The sequence below is a fragment of the Pseudoduganella lutea genome, assembly GCF_004209755.1.
GTDB classification, from domain to species: Bacteria; Pseudomonadota; Gammaproteobacteria; order Burkholderiales; family Burkholderiaceae_D; genus Rugamonas; species Rugamonas lutea.
Window position 1 is genome coordinate 4,637,921 of the sequence record NZ_CP035913.1, and the last position, 19,029, is coordinate 4,656,949.

17 protein-coding genes are annotated in these 19,029 nt (G+C 63.6%); 12 read left to right on the forward strand and 5 right to left on the reverse strand.

The window, feature by feature from the left end; genetic code table 11:
- Positions 1–4: 4 nt before the first annotated feature.
- The 5 genes from EWM63_RS19695 (at position 5) to EWM63_RS19715 (ending at position 5,097) form a co-directional block, all read left to right on the forward strand.
- Positions 5–3,184 (forward strand): error-prone DNA polymerase, encoded by a 3,180-nt coding sequence (locus EWM63_RS19695; protein WP_130188055.1) that lies wholly within the window; start codon positions 5–7, stop codon positions 3,182–3,184.
- 55 nt (positions 3,185–3,239) lie between these two features.
- Positions 3,240–3,683, forward strand: a complete 444-nt coding sequence (locus EWM63_RS19700; protein ID WP_130188056.1) for a hypothetical protein — start codon at positions 3,240–3,242, stop codon at positions 3,681–3,683.
- A 211-nt stretch (positions 3,684–3,894) separates the two neighbouring features.
- Entirely contained in the window at positions 3,895–4,269 is a 375-nt protein-coding gene (locus tag EWM63_RS19705) for a hypothetical protein (protein ID WP_130188057.1), read from the forward strand.
- Positions 4,269–4,583, forward strand: a complete 315-nt coding sequence (locus tag EWM63_RS19710; RefSeq protein WP_130188058.1) for a hypothetical protein — start codon at positions 4,269–4,271, stop codon at positions 4,581–4,583. The genes EWM63_RS19705 and EWM63_RS19710 overlap by 1 nt, the downstream gene beginning before the upstream one ends.
- Before the next feature lie 43 nt (positions 4,584–4,626).
- Positions 4,627–5,097: a GNAT family N-acetyltransferase gene (locus tag EWM63_RS19715; protein ID WP_130188059.1), complete on the forward strand. Its 471-nt coding sequence runs from the start codon at positions 4,627–4,629 to the stop codon at positions 5,095–5,097.
- Positions 5,098–5,154: 57 nt separating this feature from the next.
- On the opposite strand, the gene EWM63_RS19720 is transcribed toward EWM63_RS19715, so the two are convergent.
- The 4 genes from EWM63_RS19720 to EWM63_RS19735 all read right to left on the reverse strand — a co-directional run bounded on the left by EWM63_RS19720 (position 5,155) and on the right by EWM63_RS19735 (position 7,911).
- Positions 5,155–5,814 (reverse strand): PAAR domain-containing protein, encoded by a 660-nt coding sequence (locus tag EWM63_RS19720; RefSeq protein ID WP_130188060.1) that lies wholly within the window; start codon positions 5,812–5,814, stop codon positions 5,155–5,157.
- A 10-nt stretch (positions 5,815–5,824) separates the two neighbouring features.
- Positions 5,825–6,484, reverse strand: a complete 660-nt coding sequence (locus tag EWM63_RS19725; RefSeq protein ID WP_130188061.1) for a hypothetical protein — start codon at positions 6,482–6,484, stop codon at positions 5,825–5,827.
- Complete coding sequence (locus EWM63_RS19730) at positions 6,481–7,074, reverse strand: T6SS effector amidase Tae4 family protein (protein WP_165390871.1); 594 nt, start codon at positions 7,072–7,074, stop codon at positions 6,481–6,483. The genes EWM63_RS19725 and EWM63_RS19730 overlap by 4 nt, the downstream gene beginning before the upstream one ends.
- A 381-nt stretch (positions 7,075–7,455) precedes the next feature.
- Positions 7,456–7,911: a PRC-barrel domain-containing protein gene (locus EWM63_RS19735; protein ID WP_130188063.1), complete on the reverse strand. Its 456-nt coding sequence runs from the start codon at positions 7,909–7,911 to the stop codon at positions 7,456–7,458.
- 191 nt (positions 7,912–8,102) lie between these two features.
- Here EWM63_RS19735 and pyrG point away from each other — a divergent pair, with 191 nt between their 5' ends.
- From pyrG to EWM63_RS19770, 7 genes are all read left to right on the forward strand, one after another.
- Positions 8,103–9,773, forward strand: a complete 1,671-nt coding sequence (gene pyrG / locus EWM63_RS19740) for a CTP synthase (protein ID WP_130188064.1) — start codon at positions 8,103–8,105, stop codon at positions 9,771–9,773.
- The gene (gene kdsA, locus EWM63_RS19745) at positions 9,770–10,624 is read left to right on the forward strand and encodes a 3-deoxy-8-phosphooctulonate synthase (RefSeq protein WP_130188065.1); all 855 of its coding nucleotides are present in this window, start codon (positions 9,770–9,772) and stop codon (positions 10,622–10,624) included. Before pyrG ends, kdsA begins: the two co-directional genes overlap by 4 nt.
- 263 nt (positions 10,625–10,887) lie before the next feature.
- A complete protein-coding gene (gene eno, locus EWM63_RS19750; RefSeq protein WP_130188066.1) occupies positions 10,888–12,171 on the forward strand; it encodes a phosphopyruvate hydratase in 1,284 nt (427 codons plus the stop codon).
- A 114-nt stretch (positions 12,172–12,285) separates the two neighbouring features.
- Positions 12,286–12,627, forward strand: coding sequence for a cell division protein FtsB (gene ftsB / locus EWM63_RS19755; RefSeq protein WP_130188067.1), 342 nt, complete (start codon positions 12,286–12,288; stop codon positions 12,625–12,627).
- A gap of 297 nt (positions 12,628–12,924) precedes the next feature.
- Positions 12,925–14,130 (forward strand): ammonium transporter, encoded by a 1,206-nt coding sequence (locus EWM63_RS19760; protein ID WP_130188068.1) that lies wholly within the window; start codon positions 12,925–12,927, stop codon positions 14,128–14,130.
- A gap of 191 nt (positions 14,131–14,321) precedes the next feature.
- On the forward strand, positions 14,322–16,616 hold the full coding sequence (locus EWM63_RS19765) for a TonB-dependent receptor domain-containing protein (RefSeq protein WP_130188069.1): 2,295 nt from the start codon (positions 14,322–14,324) through the stop codon (positions 16,614–16,616).
- 11 nt (positions 16,617–16,627) lie between these two features.
- Positions 16,628–17,782, forward strand: coding sequence for a hemin-degrading factor (locus tag EWM63_RS19770; RefSeq protein WP_130188070.1), 1,155 nt, complete (start codon positions 16,628–16,630; stop codon positions 17,780–17,782).
- Positions 17,783–17,931: 149 nt separating this feature from the next.
- On the opposite strand, the gene EWM63_RS19775 is transcribed toward EWM63_RS19770, so the two are convergent.
- Complete coding sequence (locus tag EWM63_RS19775; protein WP_130188071.1) at positions 17,932–18,993, reverse strand: SDR family oxidoreductase; 1,062 nt, start codon at positions 18,991–18,993, stop codon at positions 17,932–17,934.
- Positions 18,994–19,029 lie beyond the last annotated feature (36 nt).

Sequence of the window (19,029 nt, forward strand, 5' to 3'; positions counted from 1 at the left end):
CTCCATGCCATCCGCCACGCCACCGTTTCGCCTGCCGCCCTATGCGGAACTGTTCTGCATGACGAATTTCTCGTTCCTGCAGGGCGCCTCGCATGCCGAGGAACTGGTGGCCCGCGCCATCGCGCTCGACTACACGGCGCTGGCGATCACGGACGAGTGCTCGCTGGCTGGCGTGGTACGCGCCCATGGAGAAGCCAAGGCGGCCGGGTGGCATGACAGGCTGCGGATCGGCAGCTGGTTCCGCCTGTCGGACAAGGCGGGCAAGGAGGGGGCCGGAGCCCTGTCGCTGCTGGCCATCGCGCAAAACCGCAATGGCTACGGCAACCTGTCGGAAATGATCACGCTGGGCCGCACCCGCGCAGCCAAGGGCGAATACCTGCTGCATCCGGAAGATTTCGCGGCGCCACCACCCGAGCGCGCGCACCTGCGCGGCCTGCCCGATTGCCTGCTGGTGCTGCTGCCGTCGTATCCCGTGTGGGAGCCGGCGGACGTGGACCGGCTGCATGCGCAGGCGGCATGGATGGCGGCCACGTTCGGTGCGCGCGCCTGGCTCGGCCTCACGCTGCTGCAGCGCGCGTTCGACGAAGGCCACCGCCAGAGCATCGAGGAAGTGGCGACGCAGCACCGGCTGCCGGTCGTGGCAGCCGGGCAGGTGTGCATGCACGTGCGCTCGCGCAAGCCACTGCACGACACGCTGTCCGCGATCCGCCTGGGCAAGCCGGTGGCCGACTGCGGCTACGCGCTGGCGCAGAACGCCGAGCAGCATTTGCGCTCGCGCCTGCGGCTGGCCAATGTCTACCCGCCCGAAGCGCTGCAGGAAACGGTGCGCATCGCGAAGATGTGCAATTTCGCGCTGGACGAACTGCGCTATGAATACCCGAGCGAGCTGATACCGCAAGGGCATACCCCCTCGTCCTACCTGCGCCAGGAAACCTACGTGAGCGCGCACGGGCGCTACCCCGGCGGCATCCCGGCGAAGGTGCAGCAGCAGGTGGAAGAGGAGCTTGCGCTGATCGCCGAACTGAAATACGAGTATTTTTTCCTCACCGTGTACGACATCGTGCGCTTCGCCCGTTCGCAGGACATCCTGTGCCAGGGGCGCGGCTCGGCGGCGAACAGCGCCGTGTGCTACTGCCTGGGCATCACCGAAGTCAATCCGGCCGAGAGCACGCTGCTGATGGGGCGCTTCATCTCGCGCGAGCGCGACGAGCCACCGGACATCGACGTCGACTTCGAGCACCAGCGCCGCGAGGAGGTGATCCAGTACATCTACACGAAGTATGGGCGGCATCGCGCCGCGCTGGCCGCCACCGTGATCTGCTACCGGCCCAAGAGCGCGCTGCGCGACGCGGGCAAGGCGCTTGGCGTCGATCTCGCCATCGTGGAAAAGGTGGCCAAGTCGCACCACTGGTTCGACAGCAAGCATGAACTGCTCAACCGCTTCGCCGAGTGCGGCCTCGATCCCGGCACGCCGCTGGCCAACCAGTGGGCCAGCCTGGCGCAGAAGATGCTGGGCTTTCCGCGCCACCTGTCGCAGCACGTGGGCGGTTTCGTCATCGCCCAGGACAAGCTCTCGCGCCTGGTGCCGATCGAGAATGCCACGATGAAGGACCGCAGCGTGATCCAGTGGGACAAGGACGACCTGGAAGAACTGGGCCTGCTGAAGGTGGACGTGCTGGCGCTGGGCATGCTGTCGGCGCTGCGGCGCGCGCTGGACCTGATCGGGCAGCGCCGCGGCGAGCAGTTCCGCATGCAGGACGTGCCGCGCGACGACGCCGCCACCTACGACATGATGTGCGAGGCCGACACGGTGGGCGTGTTCCAGATCGAGTCGCGCGCGCAGATGACGATGCTGCCGCGGCTGCGCCCGCGCCGCTTCTATGACCTGGTGATCGAGGTGGCGCTGGTGCGCCCCGGCCCGATCCAGGGCGGCATGGTGCACCCCTACCTGCAGCGCCGCCTTGACCCCTCGCTGATCGATTACCCGGAGGGCTTGCACGCAGCGCTGGAGCGCACGCTGGGCGTGCCGATCTTCCAGGAACAGGTGATGCAGGTGGCCATGATCGCGGCCGGCTTCACGGCGGGCGAGGCGGACCAGCTGCGCCGCGCCATGGCGGCGTGGAAGCGCAAGGGCGGCATGGACAAGTACCGCGGCCGCATCATCCAGGGCATGACCGACCGGGGTTACGACGTGGAATTCGCCGAACGCATCTGCGAGCAGATCCAGGGCTTCGGCGAATACGGTTTCCCGGAATCGCACGCGGCCAGCTTCGCGCTGCTGACCTATGTGAGTTCATGGATCAAGTGCCATGAGCCGGCCGCGTTCCTGTGTGCGCTGCTGAACAGCCAGCCGATGGGGTTCTACGGGCCCTCGCAGCTCGTGCAGGATGCGCGGCGCCACGGCGTGGAAGTGCGGCCCGTCGACATCACCGTCAGCGGCTGGGATTCCACGCTCGAAGAGAAGGAGGAGGGCGGCCAGCCCGCTGTCAGGTTAGGCCTCTCCCTGCTGCGCGGCATGCGCGCCGAGGCGGCGGAACGCATCGAGCAGGCGCGCGCGTTGCGGCCGTTCGCCGACGTGGCGGACCTGGCGCGCCGTGCCCAGCTGGACCGCCACGACCTGCAGGTGCTGGCCGGCGCCAACGCCTTGCGCAGCCTGGCGGGCAACCGCCGGCAGGCGCTGTGGGAAGCCGTGGGCGCGGTGCCGGACCGCGACCTGCTGCGGCCCACCCAGCCCATCGAGGAAACGCCGGCACTGCGCGCGCCCAGCGAAGGCGACGACATCATCGGCGACTACCGCTCGCATGGCCTGACGCTGGGCCGGCACCCGCTGGCGCTGTTGCGCCCGCAGTTGCTGGAAAAGCGCTTCCTGCCGGCGGACGTGCTGAACACGTTCGCCGATGGCCAGCTGGCGCGCGGCGCCGGCATCGTCACCGTGCGGCAGCGCCCCGGCACGGCAAAGGGCGTGCTGTTCATTACGATCGAGGATGAAACGGGCAACGTCAACGTGATCGTCTGGCCCGATCTGGTGGACCGCTTCCGGCGCGAGGTGCTGGGCGCTTCGCTGCTCGGCGTGTATGGCGTGTGGCAGCAGGAGGGCATCGTGCGGCACCTGGTCGCCAAGCGGCTGGTCGACCTGTCGCCCATGCTGGGCCGCTTGCCGACAACGAGCCGTGACTTCTGTTGAGCGCATGTTGGGGTAGCATGACGGCACATCGCAACCACCCTCAAGGAGCAAAGCCATGAACCAGCCACTGCCGGACGAGCGCATTCTCACTGCGCTGCGCATCGAAGTCGACCCAATCCCGGAAGACGCCCGCGGCACGCGGTTTACGATGGTGGACGAAAACGGCGAATCGCTGACCGCACCGGTCTCCCTGCGCGCGGGCGAACTGGAGAACCTGCACGACGTGCTGGGCAAGATCGCCACGCATGCCTCACCCGCCGCCGGTGCCCTGCCGTTCGGCATGCCGGACGAGCCCCGGGTCATCCTGGGATTCGACGACTATGTCAGCCCGAATTTCCTCCTCTACTGCACCTTCGCGCTTCCCTCCGGCGATGGCGGCTACCTGCCGGTGACCGCGCGCGCGCTCGTGCCCGATGCCGCGCTGGCACGGCTCGTCGAAGCGCTGGGCCAGGTCAGGGACGCCGGGCAGGGCATGGCCGACTGGACAGTGGCCGGCTGAGCATTCCGACGCCGAACTCTAATCTTGCACATGACTTCACAAGGGCTCTCTCGCTACACTCCGCACACTTCAATGTCACGGAGAGCCCCATGCGCAAGACGTTGCTTGCCTTACTGCTGTCATCGATGCTTCCCGGCGGCCAGGCCCTGGCCGCGCAACCCGACCTGACCAATCGATCCCGGCCCGCAAGGACGGCAGCCTGGCGTTCCGGATGCCTTCCGAGGACGAGGATTACTATGCCCGCGAGTACAACCTCGATGCCACGGTCCGTATCGACCAGACCGATATCCTGTGGGGACTCAGCTACCACTACTACGTGGAAGCGCTCGTCGAAGTGCTGCTGTCGTACCAGTACCAGCGCGATGCCGGCACGCGTTCGGACCAGGTGATCCGGCTGGCCCATCCCGAGAACATGCGCCGGGCGCGCGATCTGATCGTTACCGGCTTGAAGACGTCGGAAAAAATGCGCCTGTCGGCCATGGCCGAAACCGACGACGACATGGAATGGCTGGGCAATCCCCGCCAGGCCGGCAGCGCTTTCCCCGTACCGCTTGACGACGCCGATTTCGCATTTGGGGAGAACTGATGGGCCACCTGCTGCCGCTGTTCCAGGGCAAGACCTTGCTCACGCCGGCCGCCGGGCAGGGCGGCATGCTCGGTTCGCTGGGCAGCCTGTGCCCGGCCGGCAAGGGTATCAGCCTGCAGGCGTTCTTCCAGCATCCACCGCAGTATCCGCTGGAATTCTTCAACCGCCCCGATCCGCAGCGCTACTGCCGCACGATCGACGCGGCGCATCCGGCATCGGGCCTGTTTGCGTTCATCACGAAGTATGCGCAAGCCGCCGAGAACAATGGCGGGGCAGGCATGCGCTTCCTGCGCCGCCTGCTGTGGGTGAACTGAGCGGGGCATTTTCGCCATCGGACTTTGCTGGCACAATAGGCTGATGGACAATCTGACAATACGACCCGCCACCGTTGCCGATGCGCCCGCGATCGGCTCCCTTGTCATGGACCTGCTGCCTTACCTGACCGTGCATCCGCAGGGGCTCGGCGCGGAGAAATTCATCGCCAACGTGGGCATCGACGCCCAGCGGCGCTATCTCGGGCAGGACAGCTTCCGCTACCACGTCGCGCTGCGGGGCGACGAATTGCTGGGTGTCGTCGCGGTGCGCGACAACACGCACCTGTTTCACCTGTTCATCAAGGAAGCGGTGCACGGCAAGGGCCTTGGCCGGCGCCTGTGGGAGCTGGCCCGCGACGACGCCATGGCCAGGGGCAACCCGGGCAGCTTCACGGTCAACTCGGCGGGGCGCGCCACGGGCCTGTACCTGCGCCTCGGCTTCGTGCCGGCGGGCGAGCCGATCGAGCACGATGGCATCGTCGACGTGCCGATGCGGTGGATGCAGCCGAAATGAAAAGAGGTGTACAGAATCGATAAAGCAGGCTGCACGACTAGCCGGGAATGATTCTTTTCAGGAGATCAATCCGATCTCGATGGTCTTGCCTTTAAAGACGTTGTGGATGCAGGCAGTATTGTCACCACCGACCTTTGCCTGAAGTCGCAACGCCTTCAATCCCGTCATCAATTCGGAGCCATCGTCGTTTGCCAACACGATGTCGACGTGCTCGCCAGCCTGGTAATTTTCCGTCTCGATGTGCAGGTTCAGATCGACATAATGCCTTGACACTGAGTCGATTGGCGTTTCATTCTGGCCATAGCTCCAGTACAACCGCTTGATGGACTTTTCCCTGCTTTCTTTGATTTCAGAAGCACTCGGGCTCAGCGCGGCAGTCATATGCCCCGCGGCTGTTTCGGAAACCGATCTGCCTGGATCAGCCGCTGTCCTCCCGGCTGCGGAGCCTGCTGCCCATTCAACTATGTCAGTAAATTGCGAAGGAATCAGGGAGGCACCGCATGCGGTCTTCATTCCCGCGACAGCAACGCCCTTGCCAAAAATCGTAGTCGTCATGACACCTTCGACAATCGGAAACGTCCCTTTGCACTTGGGGCATTGCACTTTGTGGCCGATAAATGCCATTGGCTTTCCATGACAGATATCCGTCAGTGAGCCTTCCAATACCGTGCCGCCATGGTCGGTCTTGTCGCCCTTACGAATGATTTCTCCAGCCAAAGTGTTTTCCTTAAAACTTGAATGGCGAATCGGCAGCAGGAGTACACTGCAGCACCGTTATCGAACCGAGTGAATACAGACTTGCCTTGCCCATGGCGCAGGCTTGGTCCAGGGTCGGTAAATCAAACCGACGCTTGATATTTCCTGCCAATCCAAGCACGATGCCTTGGCCGCCAATCAGCATGCTGTCATGGCAATCCTGATCAGTGCAATACCGAATACAACCCTTGCAAGCGAGCGCTTCGTCATTGCGATATCCTTGGCAATGGTCGTACTCAGGTCGCGCAATCACATCAAAGCGTTCTGCAACAAAATACCCGCATTTCATCGCCCCCGTGCCATCGTCGATTTCAAAACGACCGCGATCATTATTCCCGTTTGGAAAGTCAAAGTCGCCGCTATGCCGGATATTGGGCACGACCACTTGTCCCTGCCGATTGACGGCAAGCAGCTCGCGCGGCGTTTCCACGAGAATGGTTGCCATGCCGTGGCGGTTCCAGGTGACGCGATCAAGGTATTCCGGCTTGATCCTGCGATCCTTTCCTTCTCCTTCAAAACACCGGGCCGACCATTCGGAATCGTGTCCCGCACGAGGGCATTGGTCGAATGCATGCGCAACCGTTGCCAGTTGAAGCAATAAAAATAATACGGTTAGTACGGCGCCCTTCATTTCAATTCCCAGAATCTCACTTTAGTTGTCTGAATGACTTTGCCGCCATCGGTCATCATGGTGAGCCAGAAATAATAGCTGTTGGCCGTTGAGTCGTCGTGGTCAGTTGCATAGGCGAGTTTTTCCGATACACCATCCCACAACGTAAAGTGGCCTGACGCGTCACCCCAACCGGAAACATCGAAGACGATGATCCCGCTGCGCCTTGCGAGCTTGTTCTTGATGAATTCCTTGGCAATCGCGACGCGCTCCTTGAACAACTTGCTCATAGCGGCATTATCGTCCAACATCGATGCCGGAATCTGCGGAAGGTTCAGTTCTTCATCGGCACCTTTGAATCTGTTCGCCAGCTCTACCTTGAGATCAGTGACTCGGATCCAGTAAAGAAAACCGTCGCCGCCCTGCACGCTCCCGCCTGCGCTTGGCGACTTTCCAAGCTTCAAACCGCTGCGGTTCAAGGCAAAAGACATCCTGACCGCACATGTGTTCAGGTAAGCAGGATGCTCATACAGCTTGACGAACTTGCCGCAGATTTTGCTGTCGTAAAGTAATGGCGTGGGAATGCTGCTGTCGGGGTAATGCTTCTTCATATCGGCCCATGCAGGTCTTCTCGCACTGACAGTTGCAGAAACTGTGCCTGATGTTGCGGTAATCGCCAATTCGTACCTCGCATGTAAGTGATGCGAGATTATATCCATGGGATGCCACATCGTCTGGCCGGGCTGGATGGCACGGCCACTCGCAAACCACCAGCCAATGGAGATAACGGGTCTTCGCAACAAGCTCCTGATACCTACTGTAAACGATGTCAGAGAATCAGGACTGGAGACCCGGGCATTCGACCCGCACAAAAAGACGCGTGCTCCCGAAGGAGCACGCGTTGCGGCCGGGTTATGGCCGAAGCCGGCGGCCCGCGCAGGACGCAACCGGCAAGGGAGATGACGGGTCAGAGCGGCCGACCCGTCATGCCATCACAGCACGCGGCCCGAATCATGCCCGAGCGGCGAGCTGCTGGTGGAGCGGCTAGCGCTGGTGGCGCTGGTACCGTAATAACCGTGGATTTCCGATTGCCAGGCCGAGTTGGCCATGTCCGGCCAGTGATCCTTGTCGAAGCCGGGCGCGTTTTCGATGCGATCCTTGTCGATGTTCAGGCGCAGCTGGTGATTGGCCGTGTCCAGCGCCAGCGCTTCCCACGGAATCGCAAACAGCTTTTCGCCGATCGTCAGCACGCCGCCGGAAGCCATCACCACATAGGCCACCTGGCCGCTCTGCATGTCGAGCATGATTTCCTTCACGGTGCCCAGGTGCTCGTCCTGCATGTTGTGCACGTGGTCGCCGATCAGCGTATCGGCGCCCATCAGGCGCGGCCCCGGACCCTGGTGCCCCTGGTCGACATAGTTGCCGTATCCATCGCGTTCGTAACTCATGGTCGCCTCCTGTTGAAATAAAGATATTTTCCTCCCGGGCAGGTCCTCGGTCTGTTCGTTCGCGCACAATTGAGCGGTCTCGACAAGGGCGGGCGAAGGTGGTGGACAGGGTGGCTGCGGATGATGAAGCCGCCGAATTAGGCTATAATTTCAATTTCCCGCATCGCGCCTTTCCGGCGCCCGATCTCGCAATGACCAAATTTGTCTTCGTCACTGGTGGCGTTGTGTCGTCCCTTGGTAAGGGGATTGCCGCCGCCTCCCTCGCCGCGATTCTCGAATCGCGCGGCCTCAAAGTCACCATGCTCAAGCTGGACCCGTACATCAACGTGGACCCGGGCACGATGAGCCCCATGCAGCACGGTGAAGTCTTCGTTACCGATGACGGCGCCGAAACCGACCTGGACCTCGGCCACTACGAGCGCTTCATCAGCACCCGCATGCGCAAGGTGAACAACTTCACCACGGGCCAGATCTACGAATCCGTGATCCGCAAGGAACGCCGCGGCGAATACCTGGGCAAGACTGTCCAGGTGATCCCGCACATCACGAATGAAATCCAGGACTACATCCGCCGTGGCGCGGAAGGCTACGACGTGGCGCTGTGCGAGATCGGCGGCACCGTGGGCGATATCGAATCGCTGCCGTTCCTGGAAGCGGCTCGCCAGCTGAGCCTGCGCGCCGGGCGCAAGAATTCCGCCTTCGTGCACCTCACCCTGGTGCCGTACATCGCATCGGCGGGCGAACTGAAGACCAAGCCCACCCAGCACTCGGTGCAGAAGCTGCGCGAGATCGGCATCTTCCCGAACGCGCTGCTGTGCCGCGCGGACCGCAAGATCCCCGACGATGAACGCGCCAAGATTTCGCTGTTCTCGAACATCGAGGAAAGCGGCGTGATCTCGGTGTGGGACGTCGACACCATCTACAAGGTGCCGCAGATGCTGCACGACCAGGGCCTGGACGCGATCATCTGCGAAGCCCTGGACATCGAGGCGGCACCGGCCGACCTGTCGGTGTGGTCGAAGCTGATCTACACGCTCGAACACCCGAAGGCGGAAGTGTCGATCGGCATGGTCGGCAAGTACGTGGAACTGACCGAGTCGTACAAGTCGCTGACGGAGGCGCTGCGCCACGCCGGCATCCACACGGAGAGCCGCGTCAACATCGAATACATCGATTCGGAAGAGATCGAGGCGAAGGGCACCGAAGCACTGGCGAAATACGATGCGATCCTCGTGCCGGGCGGCTTCGGCAAGCGCGGCGTGGAAGGCAAGATCCGCGCGGCGCAGTATGCCCGCGAGAACGGCATTCCTTACCTGGGCATCTGCCTGGGCATGCAGGTGGCGCTGATCGAATACGCGCGCCACAAGGCGGGCCTGGCGAACGCCAACTCGACCGAGTTCGAACCGCAGACCGACCAGCCGGTGGTGGCGCTGATCGACGAGTGGCAGAACCAGGACGGCAAGGTGGAAAAGCGCGACATGAATTCCGACCTGGGCGGCACGATGCGCCTGGGCGCGCAAGCCTGCGCCGTGAAGCCGGGCACGCTGGCGCACGACATCTACGGCGGCGTGGTCACCGAGCGCCACCGCCATCGCTACGAAGCGAACAACCATTACCTGTCCCGCGTCGAAGAAGCGGGCCTGGTGGTGGCGGCGCGCACGCCGACCGAAGACCTGTGCGAGATCATGGAACTGCCGCGCGACGTGCACCCGTGGTACATGGGCGTTCAGTACCACCCGGAGTTCAAGTCCACGCCGCGCGACGGCCACCCGCTGTTCACGTCGTACATCCGCGCCGCGCTGGAGCACAAGGCCGCCGGCAGTGCCGACAAGGCGACTGAACCGAAAGAGGGGGCAGCATGAAACTCTGTAACTTCGACATCGGCCTCGACAAGCCGTTCTTCCTGATCGCCGGCACCTGCGTGATCGAATCGCGCCAGATGGCGTTCGACGTTGCCGGTGCGATGAAGGAAATGACGGCCGAACTGGGCATCCCTTACATCTACAAATCGTCGTTCGACAAGGCGAACCGTTCCTCGGGCACGTCGTACCGCGGCCCCGGCATGGAAAAGGGCCTGGAAATCCTGGGCGACGTGAAGCGCGAGCTGGGCGTGCCGGTGCTGACGGACGTGCACTCGATCGAGGAAATCGAGATCGTGTCGTCCGTGGTGGACGTGCTGCAGACGCCAGCCTTCCTGTGCCGCCAGACCGATTTCATCAACGCCTGTGCGCAGTCCGGGCTGCCGGTGAACATCAAGAAGGGCCAGTTCCTGGCGCCGCACGACATGAAGAACGTCATCGACAAGGCACGTGCCGCCGCCAGGGCAAAGGGCCTGAACGAAGACAACTTCATGGCCTGCGAACGGGGTGCCTCGTTCGGCTACAACAACCTGGTATCGGACATGCGCTCGCTGGCGATCATGCGCGAAACCGGCGCGCCGGTGGTGTTCGACGCCACGCACTCGGTGCAGCTGCCGGGTGGGAACGGCACGTCGTCGGGCGGCATGCGCGACATGGTGCCGGTGCTGTCGCGCGCGGCCGTGGCCGTGGGCGTGGCCGGGCTGTTCATGGAAACGCACCCCACGCCGGCCACCGCGCTGTCGGACGGTCCGAACGCCGTGCCGCTGGGCCGCATGAAGGAATTGCTGTCCACGCTGATCGAACTCGATCGCATCACCAAGAAGTCGGGCTTCCTCGAGAACAGCTTCGAATAGAAAGCCTGCGAGCCCCAGGCTCCAATGGACCCAACGGCGTGAAGCCGGGGTCGGACCCGACGGGTCTGACCCCAGTATCCGCCGTTGGGTTTTTGCGTTTACTTCGGGACGCAAACGCATTGTGTAGTAAGCCGCCGCGCTTCCCTACAAGGCCATCCTCTGTTACGCTTGCTGCAATTTTTGCGCGCGGATAATGTTAAAGAAGATTTACGCAACAAGTCCGCGTTGCTGCCACCTGCTTTCCACCACCTTGGAGACTACACATGAGTGCAATCGTAGATATCATCGGCCGCGAGATTCTTGACTCGCGCGGCAACCCGACCGTCGAATGTGACGTGTTGCTGGAGTCGGGCGTGATGGGCCGTGCGGCCGTGCCTTCGGGCGCGTCGACCGGTTCGCGCGAAGCGATCGAGCTGCGTGACGGCGATCCGAAGCGTTACTTCGGCAAGGGCGTGCTGCAGGCATGCGAGAACATCAACACCGAGATCTCCGAAGCGATCATGGGCCTGGACGCGAACGAACAGGCTTTCCTGGACCGCACGCTGATCGACCTGGACGGCACCGAGAACAAGTCGCGCCTGGGCGCCAACGCGATGCTGGCCGTGTCGATGGCTGTCGCCAAGGCCGCCGCCGAAGAAGCCGGTTTGCCGCTGTACCGCTATTTCGGCGGTTCGGGCTCGATGCAGATGCCGGTGCCGATGATGAACGTGATCAACGGCGGCGCCCACGCCGACAACAACCTGGACATCCAGGAATTCATGATCATCCCGGTCGGCGCACCGACCTTCAAGGAAGCGATCCGCTACGGCGCCGAAGTGTTCCACACGCTGAAGAAGATTCTGCACAAGAAGGGCCTGAACACGGCCGTCGGCGACGAAGGCGGCTTTGCACCTTCCCTGGCCAACCATGAAGAAGCCATCAAGCTGATCATCCAGGCCATCGAGGAAGCCGGCTACGAGCCGGGCACGCAGATCGCGCTGGGCCTGGACTGCGCCGCTTCCGAGTTCTACAAGGACGGCAAGTACCAGCTGGAAGGCGAAGGCATGTCGCTGACGGCCACCGAGTTCACCAACCTGCTGTCGACGTGGTGCGACAAGTACCCGATCGTCTCGATCGAGGACGCGATGCACGAAGGCGACTGGGAAGGCTGGGGCATCCTGACCGCGGCGCTGGGCAAGAAGGTGCAGCTGGTGGGCGACGACCTGTTCGTCACCAACACCAAGATCCTGAAGGAAGGCATCCAGAAGGGCATCGCCAACTCGATCCTCATCAAGATCAACCAGATCGGCACGCTGACCGAAACGTTCGCCGCCATCGAAATGGCCAAGCGCGCCGGCTACACCGCCGTGATCTCGCACCGCTCGGGCGAAACGGAAGATTCGACGATCGCCGACATCGCCGTGGGCCTGAACGCGCTGCAGATCAAGACCGGTTCCATGTCCCGCTCGGATCGCATGGCCAAGTACAACCAGCTGCTGCGCATCGAGGAAGACCTGGGCGACATCGCTTCCTACCCGGGCCGCGACGCGTTTTACAATTTGAAGTAATGCGTTTGAAGTGATGCGTTTGAAGTACTGTTACTCAGGTAGAATGCGCCTGAAGTAACACAGCACTTTCACCACTCTGACACCGGCCGGGCTCTCCGGCCGGTTCTTATTTTTATGCGTCTGATTACCCTTGCCCTGGCAGCGCTGCTGCTGCTGATTCAATATCCGTTGTGGCTGGGGAAAGGCGGTTGGCTCAAGGTGCAGGACCTCGAACAGCAGGTCGACAAGGCCCACGCGAAAAACGAGGAACTGCGACGCCGCAACGCCAAGCTCGATTCCGAAGTGCGCGACCTGAAGGATGGCACCGGCGCCGTCGAGGAACGCGCGCGCTACGAGCTGTCGATGATCAAGCAGAACGAAATCTACGTGCAGATCCTGCGCAAAGGCCAGATCCCCGGCGATGGCGCCACGCCAGCCCCGCCACCTCCCGACGAGCCTGCCAAACCAGTGCGCTAGTTGCCCAGAAACAGGGGACGGACCCCTGTTTTGAGGAAACATCGGCAACGTTCCGTGCGATTGGACGGCCTTATAGCGGGTATCCCAAGAATCATTTCCTGGAAACAGGGGTACGTCCCCAGTTTTGCCAAGTACCAATTTGGCGCAGGTTGCACCAATGCGGTGCTGTCGAGCTATCGAAACCGGTGCGAAATATCTTTGTTTGATATTCCGCACCAGTCACGCGCAACTATTTCCTGAACGGCACGGTTCTTGCATTCCCTGCGTGCTTTTGCACTTACCGGGGAGTAGTGGTCAATGGAGTCGTTCAAGAGCGGTGCCGATGCCTTGTTTGTCCTGTTGGGCGGCATCATGGTGCTGGCGATGCATGCCGGATTCGCGTTCCTCGAGCTGGGCACGGTGCGCAAGAAGAGCCAGGTCAATGCGCTGGTCAAGATCCTTGTCGATTTCTGCGTGTCGGCGATCGTGTATTTCACGGTGGGCTACGGCATCGCCTATGGCGTGCATTTCTTCGGGCCGACCGATACGCTGGTGGCGAACAATGGCTACGCCCTCGTGAAGTTCTTCTTCCTGCTGACGTTTGCCGCGGCCATTCCTGCGATCATTTCCGGCGGCATCGCCGAGCGGGCCAGGTTCTACCCGCAGATGATCGCCACGGCGCTGCTCGTCGGCTTCGTCTATCCCTTCTTCGAAGGCATCGCCTGGAACGGCAACTTCGGACTCCAGGCGGCGCTGGAATCGGCGTTCGGCGCGCCGTTCCATGACTTTGCCGGCTCGATCGTCGTGCATGCGGTCGGCGGCTGGGCCGCGCTGCCGGCCGTGCTGCTGCTGGGCGCGCGCCGCGGGCGCTATGGCAGGGATGGCCGCATCGCGGCGCACCCGCCATCGAACATTCCGTTCCTCGCGCTGGGGGCGTGGATCCTCGCGGTGGGCTGGTTCGGCTTCAATGTGATGAGCGCGCAAACGCTCGACAAGATCAACGGCCTCGTTGCCGTCAATTCGCTGATGGCGCTCGTGGGTGGCACGCTGGCCGCGCTGGTGCTGGGAAAGAACGACCCCGGCTTTGTCCACAACGGCCCGCTGGCAGGGCTGGTGGCCGTCTGCGCCGGCTCCGACCTGATGCACCCGCTTGGCGCACTGGCGACCGGCGCCGTGGCGGGCGCGATCTTTGTGGTCATGTTCACGCTGGCGCAAAACCGCTGGAAGATCGACGACGTGCTGGGCGTGTGGCCCCTGCACGGCCTGTGCGGCGCCTGGGGCGGCATTGCCGCCGGCATCTTCGGCAGCCGGGCGCTGGGCGGGCTGGGAGGCGTGTCCCTGCCATCGCAGATCGCGGGCACCGTGCTGGGCATCGTCATCGCCAGCGCCGGCGGCGCACTCGTGTACGGCGTGCTGAAACTGACCATCGGCTTGCGGCTCGACCCCGAGCAGGAATTCGATGGCGCCGACCTGTCGATCCACAAGATCAGCGCCACGCCGGAGCGCGAAACCATCGCCGGTTGACGCCGCGGCGTCGCACATCGGCCACACCCTCGCGGTATGTTCTGAACGTACCGCGGAGGAAGTGACTGATAAGATTCCGCAACATTTCCGTCCTTGCAAATAAGAATCATTCGCATTAATATGGTGGTCTTTGCCAGCCACCTGTTCCACGCCAGGAGCCAGCTTCCAACTGACTCCCACACTGGAACACCATGGATGCACTTACCGCGCGCCGGCGCCTGCTGCCGGCGTTGTTGATGTCCGCGCTGGCGCCGCTGGCCCACGCCCAAACCACCGCCTCCGCCACCGCCTCGTCCACTTCGGCTCTCGGCGAGATCACCGTGACCGCCGAGCGCGACGCGCAGGCAAGCAAGGCCGGCACCACGACGAAGGTCACGGCCGACGACCTGACGCGCCAGGCGGCGCAGAACATGCAGAACATCGCCCGCTACGCGCCGCTGGTCAGCGTGCCGAATGCGGCGAGCGGTTCGGGCAGTGTGTGGGACAGCAGCGGCAACACGGGCTTCAATATCCGCGGCATCGACGGCAACCGCGTGAGCATGGATCTGGACGGCATCGCGCTGCCCGACGCGGCGCCGAAGCCCGACGGCTCCACGCTGAACAGCTTCGGCATTGGCCGCGACTACTTCGATCCGGAGACGTTCCGCGCGGTGAGCATCGTGTCCGGCACCACCAGCAACACCGGCAACAGCGGCAACAGCGGCACCGGCACGCCGGGCCTGGGCGGTTCCGTGCAGTTCACCACGAAAGCGCCCGAGGATTACCTGAGCGCCGACCGTCCCCTCCACGCCGACTACAAGTTCGGCTACGACGGGTCGAACAATATGCGCATGCATGCGATCACGGGCGCCGCGCAGGCCGGCGACCTGCAGGTTCTCGCGCTGCTCGTGCACCGTGAAGGGATAGAGTACGAATCCGAAGGCAGTGCGGTAACGAACCCGGACGACTGGACTTCCGATGCACTGCTGGCCAAGCTGGCATGGTCGCCCTTCGCCGGCCACAAGCTTACCGCCACCATGGATGCCTACCAGGCCAGCCACACGCGCGCCTACATCAACAAGACCAGCGCACTGTATCCGGCCGGCGTGGCCCAGGATTCCAGTACGCGGCGCAACCGCTTCTCGCTCGACCATGAATTCACCGGCAAGACAGCGCTGTTCGACAGGCTGTCTTCACGCATCTATGCGCAGAACGCCGAGGTCGACGACCACACGATCGGTCCCTATGTCTCCCAGGGCCAGCGCTACGACCGCTCGATCGAGACGGGCTATTTCAACAAGAGCCGCGGCCTGGCCAGCCACGCCGTAAAAACGCTCGGGGCGCACGAACTGTCGTATGGCATCAGCGCGGAAACCGTCGACACACGCCGGCCATGGCGTGAAGACCGCACGGTGCTGGCCACCGGCGCACACCAGATCACCAGCAAAAACCGCATGGTCGATACGGACACGACGAAGCTGGCGGCCTTCGCCAACGCCGATATCGTGCTGGCCGAAGGCCTGACCTTGGCGCCAGGCCTGCGCTATGACTGGCGCGAACTGAAGCCGAAGAATATCCAGGACTACGTGGTGGCGGTGCCCGCCGCGCGGGAAGAACTGCGCGAGCGCAAGGACGACTACTTCACGCCGAGCCTGAAGCTGAGCTGGAAGTTCCTCCCCGAGCTGATGGCCTACGCGACCTGGACGCGCGGCACGCGCCTGCCCACGGCGGCGGAACTGACCGGCACCTACGACTCATTCAGCTATACGGGGACCGGCAATGGCTACGCAGTGCTCGGCAACGCGGACCTGAAGAAGGAAACGAGCAACGCGTTCGAACTGGGCCTCTCCGGCCACCCGGCGCGCGGCGTGACATTCGATGCCTCGGTCTTCCACACGAAGTACGAGAACTTCATCGAGTACGCCACGCAGCCGGCCGATCCGGTCAACTTCCCGACCATCACGCAGGGCCTGTTCCGGCCCGAGAACGTGGGTGAGGCGAAGACATGGGGCGCCGAGATTTCCACCAGCTTCGCGCTGGGCGAATGGAACACCGCACTGGATGGCGCCAGCGTGAACGTGGGCGCCGGCGTCCAGCACAGCAAGGCGCGCAACACGATCACGGGCGCCGAGGGCGAGCTGGCCTCCACCTTGCCGCGCAAGGTCAGCGCCACGTTCGCCTGGGACGATCCGGGCAAGCGGGGCGGGGCGGCGCTGTCGATCTTCAACGTGCGCGGCAAGCAGGCTGGCGCCGACGTGATCTCGAATGTCACCGGCGCGCGCTTCGACGTGCCCGGCGCCACGGTCGCAGACCTGACCGCCTACTGGAACATCGGCAAGCATGCCACCGTCATGGCCGGCATCTACAACCTGACCGACAAAAAATACTGGGACTACGCATCGTCGCGCAGCCTGGCCGCCGGCACCACGGCCGCCACGCTGGCCGACATCGAACGCCAGGCGCGCCCCGGCCGCTACGGCGCCGTCACGCTCAAAGTGATTTACTGAGGAGAAAAAGCATGAAAACCCATCGTCGTTATACCGGCCTGCTGGCCCTGTCCGGCGCCCTTGTCTTCGGCATGGCCGCGAGCCACGCCAGCGCCGCCACGCTGGCCGAACGCTGGAACACGCTGCGCACCGAGCAGCCGAAACTGGGCATCCGCGATGCCGCGAAACAGTTGAACGTTTCCGAGGCCGAGCTGCTCGCGACCGGCATCGGCAAGACCGTCACGCGCCTGGCCGAGACCGATCATGCGCCACGCGAAATCATGCGCCGCGCGCTGGACCTGGGCAAGGTGATGGCGCTCACGCGCAACGAGAACGCCGTCATCGAAGTCACGGGCGAGGCCACGCGCATCGCCAAGCAGGGTGACGAAGGTGCGAAGGATGCGGAACGCGAGGCGCGCGAACTGAACATCGCCGGCGGCTACCTGGGCGGCCCGATCGACCTGCGCTTCCACTTCACGAAATGGAAGCATGCGTTCGCCGTCGTCCAGCCGGGCAAGGATGGCAACGTGTCGCGCAGCCTGCAGTTCTTCGACGAAAATGGCACTGCCGTCCACAAGGTGTACCTGAAGGATGACAGCAAGGTCGCCGTGTTCGACAAGCTGGTGGCCGACTTTCGCCACCCGCAGCAGGACGGCAAGCTGGCCATCGTGGCCGCCGCGCCGAAGGCGGCCGAGAAGCCGGATACCGCTGTCGACGTCAAGGAATTCCAGCAGGCCTGGAAGGACATGTCGGACGTGCACCAGTTCAACCGCATCGTCTCGGAATTCAAGCTGTCGCGCGAACAGGCGCTGCGCCTGGCGCCCGCCGGCGTGGCCACGAAGGTGGCGCCGCAGGCCGTGCGGCAACTGCTGGAGCAGGCGGCGGCGAAAGGGGTGCCGATCATGGCGTTCGTCGGCAATGGCGCCGTCACGCAGATCTACAGCGGCAAGGTGAACAAGGTGCAGGAGGCGGGCGGCTACTTCAACGTGCTGGACCCGGACTTCAACCTGCACCTGCGCGACAAGGCGCTCAAGGCCGGCTATGTGCTGCAGCGCGCCGGTGTGACGTCCGTGGAGTTCTACGACGACAAGGGCGAACTCGTGGTCACGTTCTTCGGCGTGCGCGAGCGGGGCAAGCCGCAGCCGCAGCCATGGCTGGACCTGGCCGCGGGGCTGCCGAAGGCATAAGCCGGGCAAGTGTCACCCGGGGCAACACCTGGGGTCAGACCCGCGTTCACCGTCGGCAGCAAGCACCAGTGTTGGCGGCATTGCGGGTCTGACCCCGGCTTTCATCGGTGCCGGGCTTGGAGCACGGTACGCCTGGCGGCTTCCCGGCATCAGGGAATCAGCTTCTCCCGCTTCAGCCGCTCGAACAGATAGAAGAACGCCTCCGGCGTGCCCTGGTAATCCAGGAAGCCGGCCTTGCGGCTCTTGGTCATGTCGGTGATGACTTCCATCGGACGGCCCAGGTCGGCGTCCGTGTGCCACCACGAAGCCAGGCGCGTGACGTCGGGTTCAGCGAGCCCGTGGCGCGTGGCGATCTCGCGCCACAGCGCGGGCGCATCGTTCATCCGCGATTCGAGCGGGCTGGTTTCAGACGGCAGCGGCGCCGCCTCCACGCCGAAGTAGTCGGCCAGCCGCGGCCACAGCCACTGCCAGCGGAACACGTCGCCGTTGACCACGTTGAAATCCTCGTTCGCCCCGGCCTCGCTGGTCGAAGCCCATTGCAGGTGCCGCGCCAGCAGACGCGCATCGGTCATGTCCACCAGGCCTTCCCATTGCTGGCGGCTGCCGGGGAACACGAATGGCTGGCCCGTGTGCTTGCACAGCGCGGCGTAGACCGCCAGGGTCTGGCCCATGTTCATCGCGTTGCCCACGGCGAAACCGATGATCGTGTGCGGCCGGTGCACGCTCCAGGTGAAACCGTACTGTCGCGCCGCATCGAACAGGCGGTCTTCCTGTTCGTAATAAAAATTCGGCACGTCCTGCCGACCCTGCTCTTCGCGGAAGGGCGTGATCGGTACGGCACCCTTGCCATAGGCGTCGAACGGGCCGAGGTAGTGCTTCAGGCCCGTCACCAGCGCTACGTGGCGCACGCTGCCGGCGGGGCCGACCGCGTCGAGCACGTTCTTCACCATGGCGCCATTGACGCGGATGTTTTCCTCTTCGTTCGCCTGCCGTGACCATGCCGCGATGAAGACATGGCTGGGATCGACGCCGGCCAGTGCCTGCGCCACGTCGGGCGATGTCAGGTCGGCGCTGATCTGGCGCACGCCCGGTACGCCGGGCGTGCGGCCGCGCGAAACGCCATGCACCTGCCAGCCTTCGGCCAGCAGCTGCTCGGCCAGCGCGCTGCCGACGACGCCGCTGCTGCCGATGATGAGTGCCTTGTTGGTCATGCTTGCTCCTTGTTCCTGCGTGTTGGACAAGGCAGG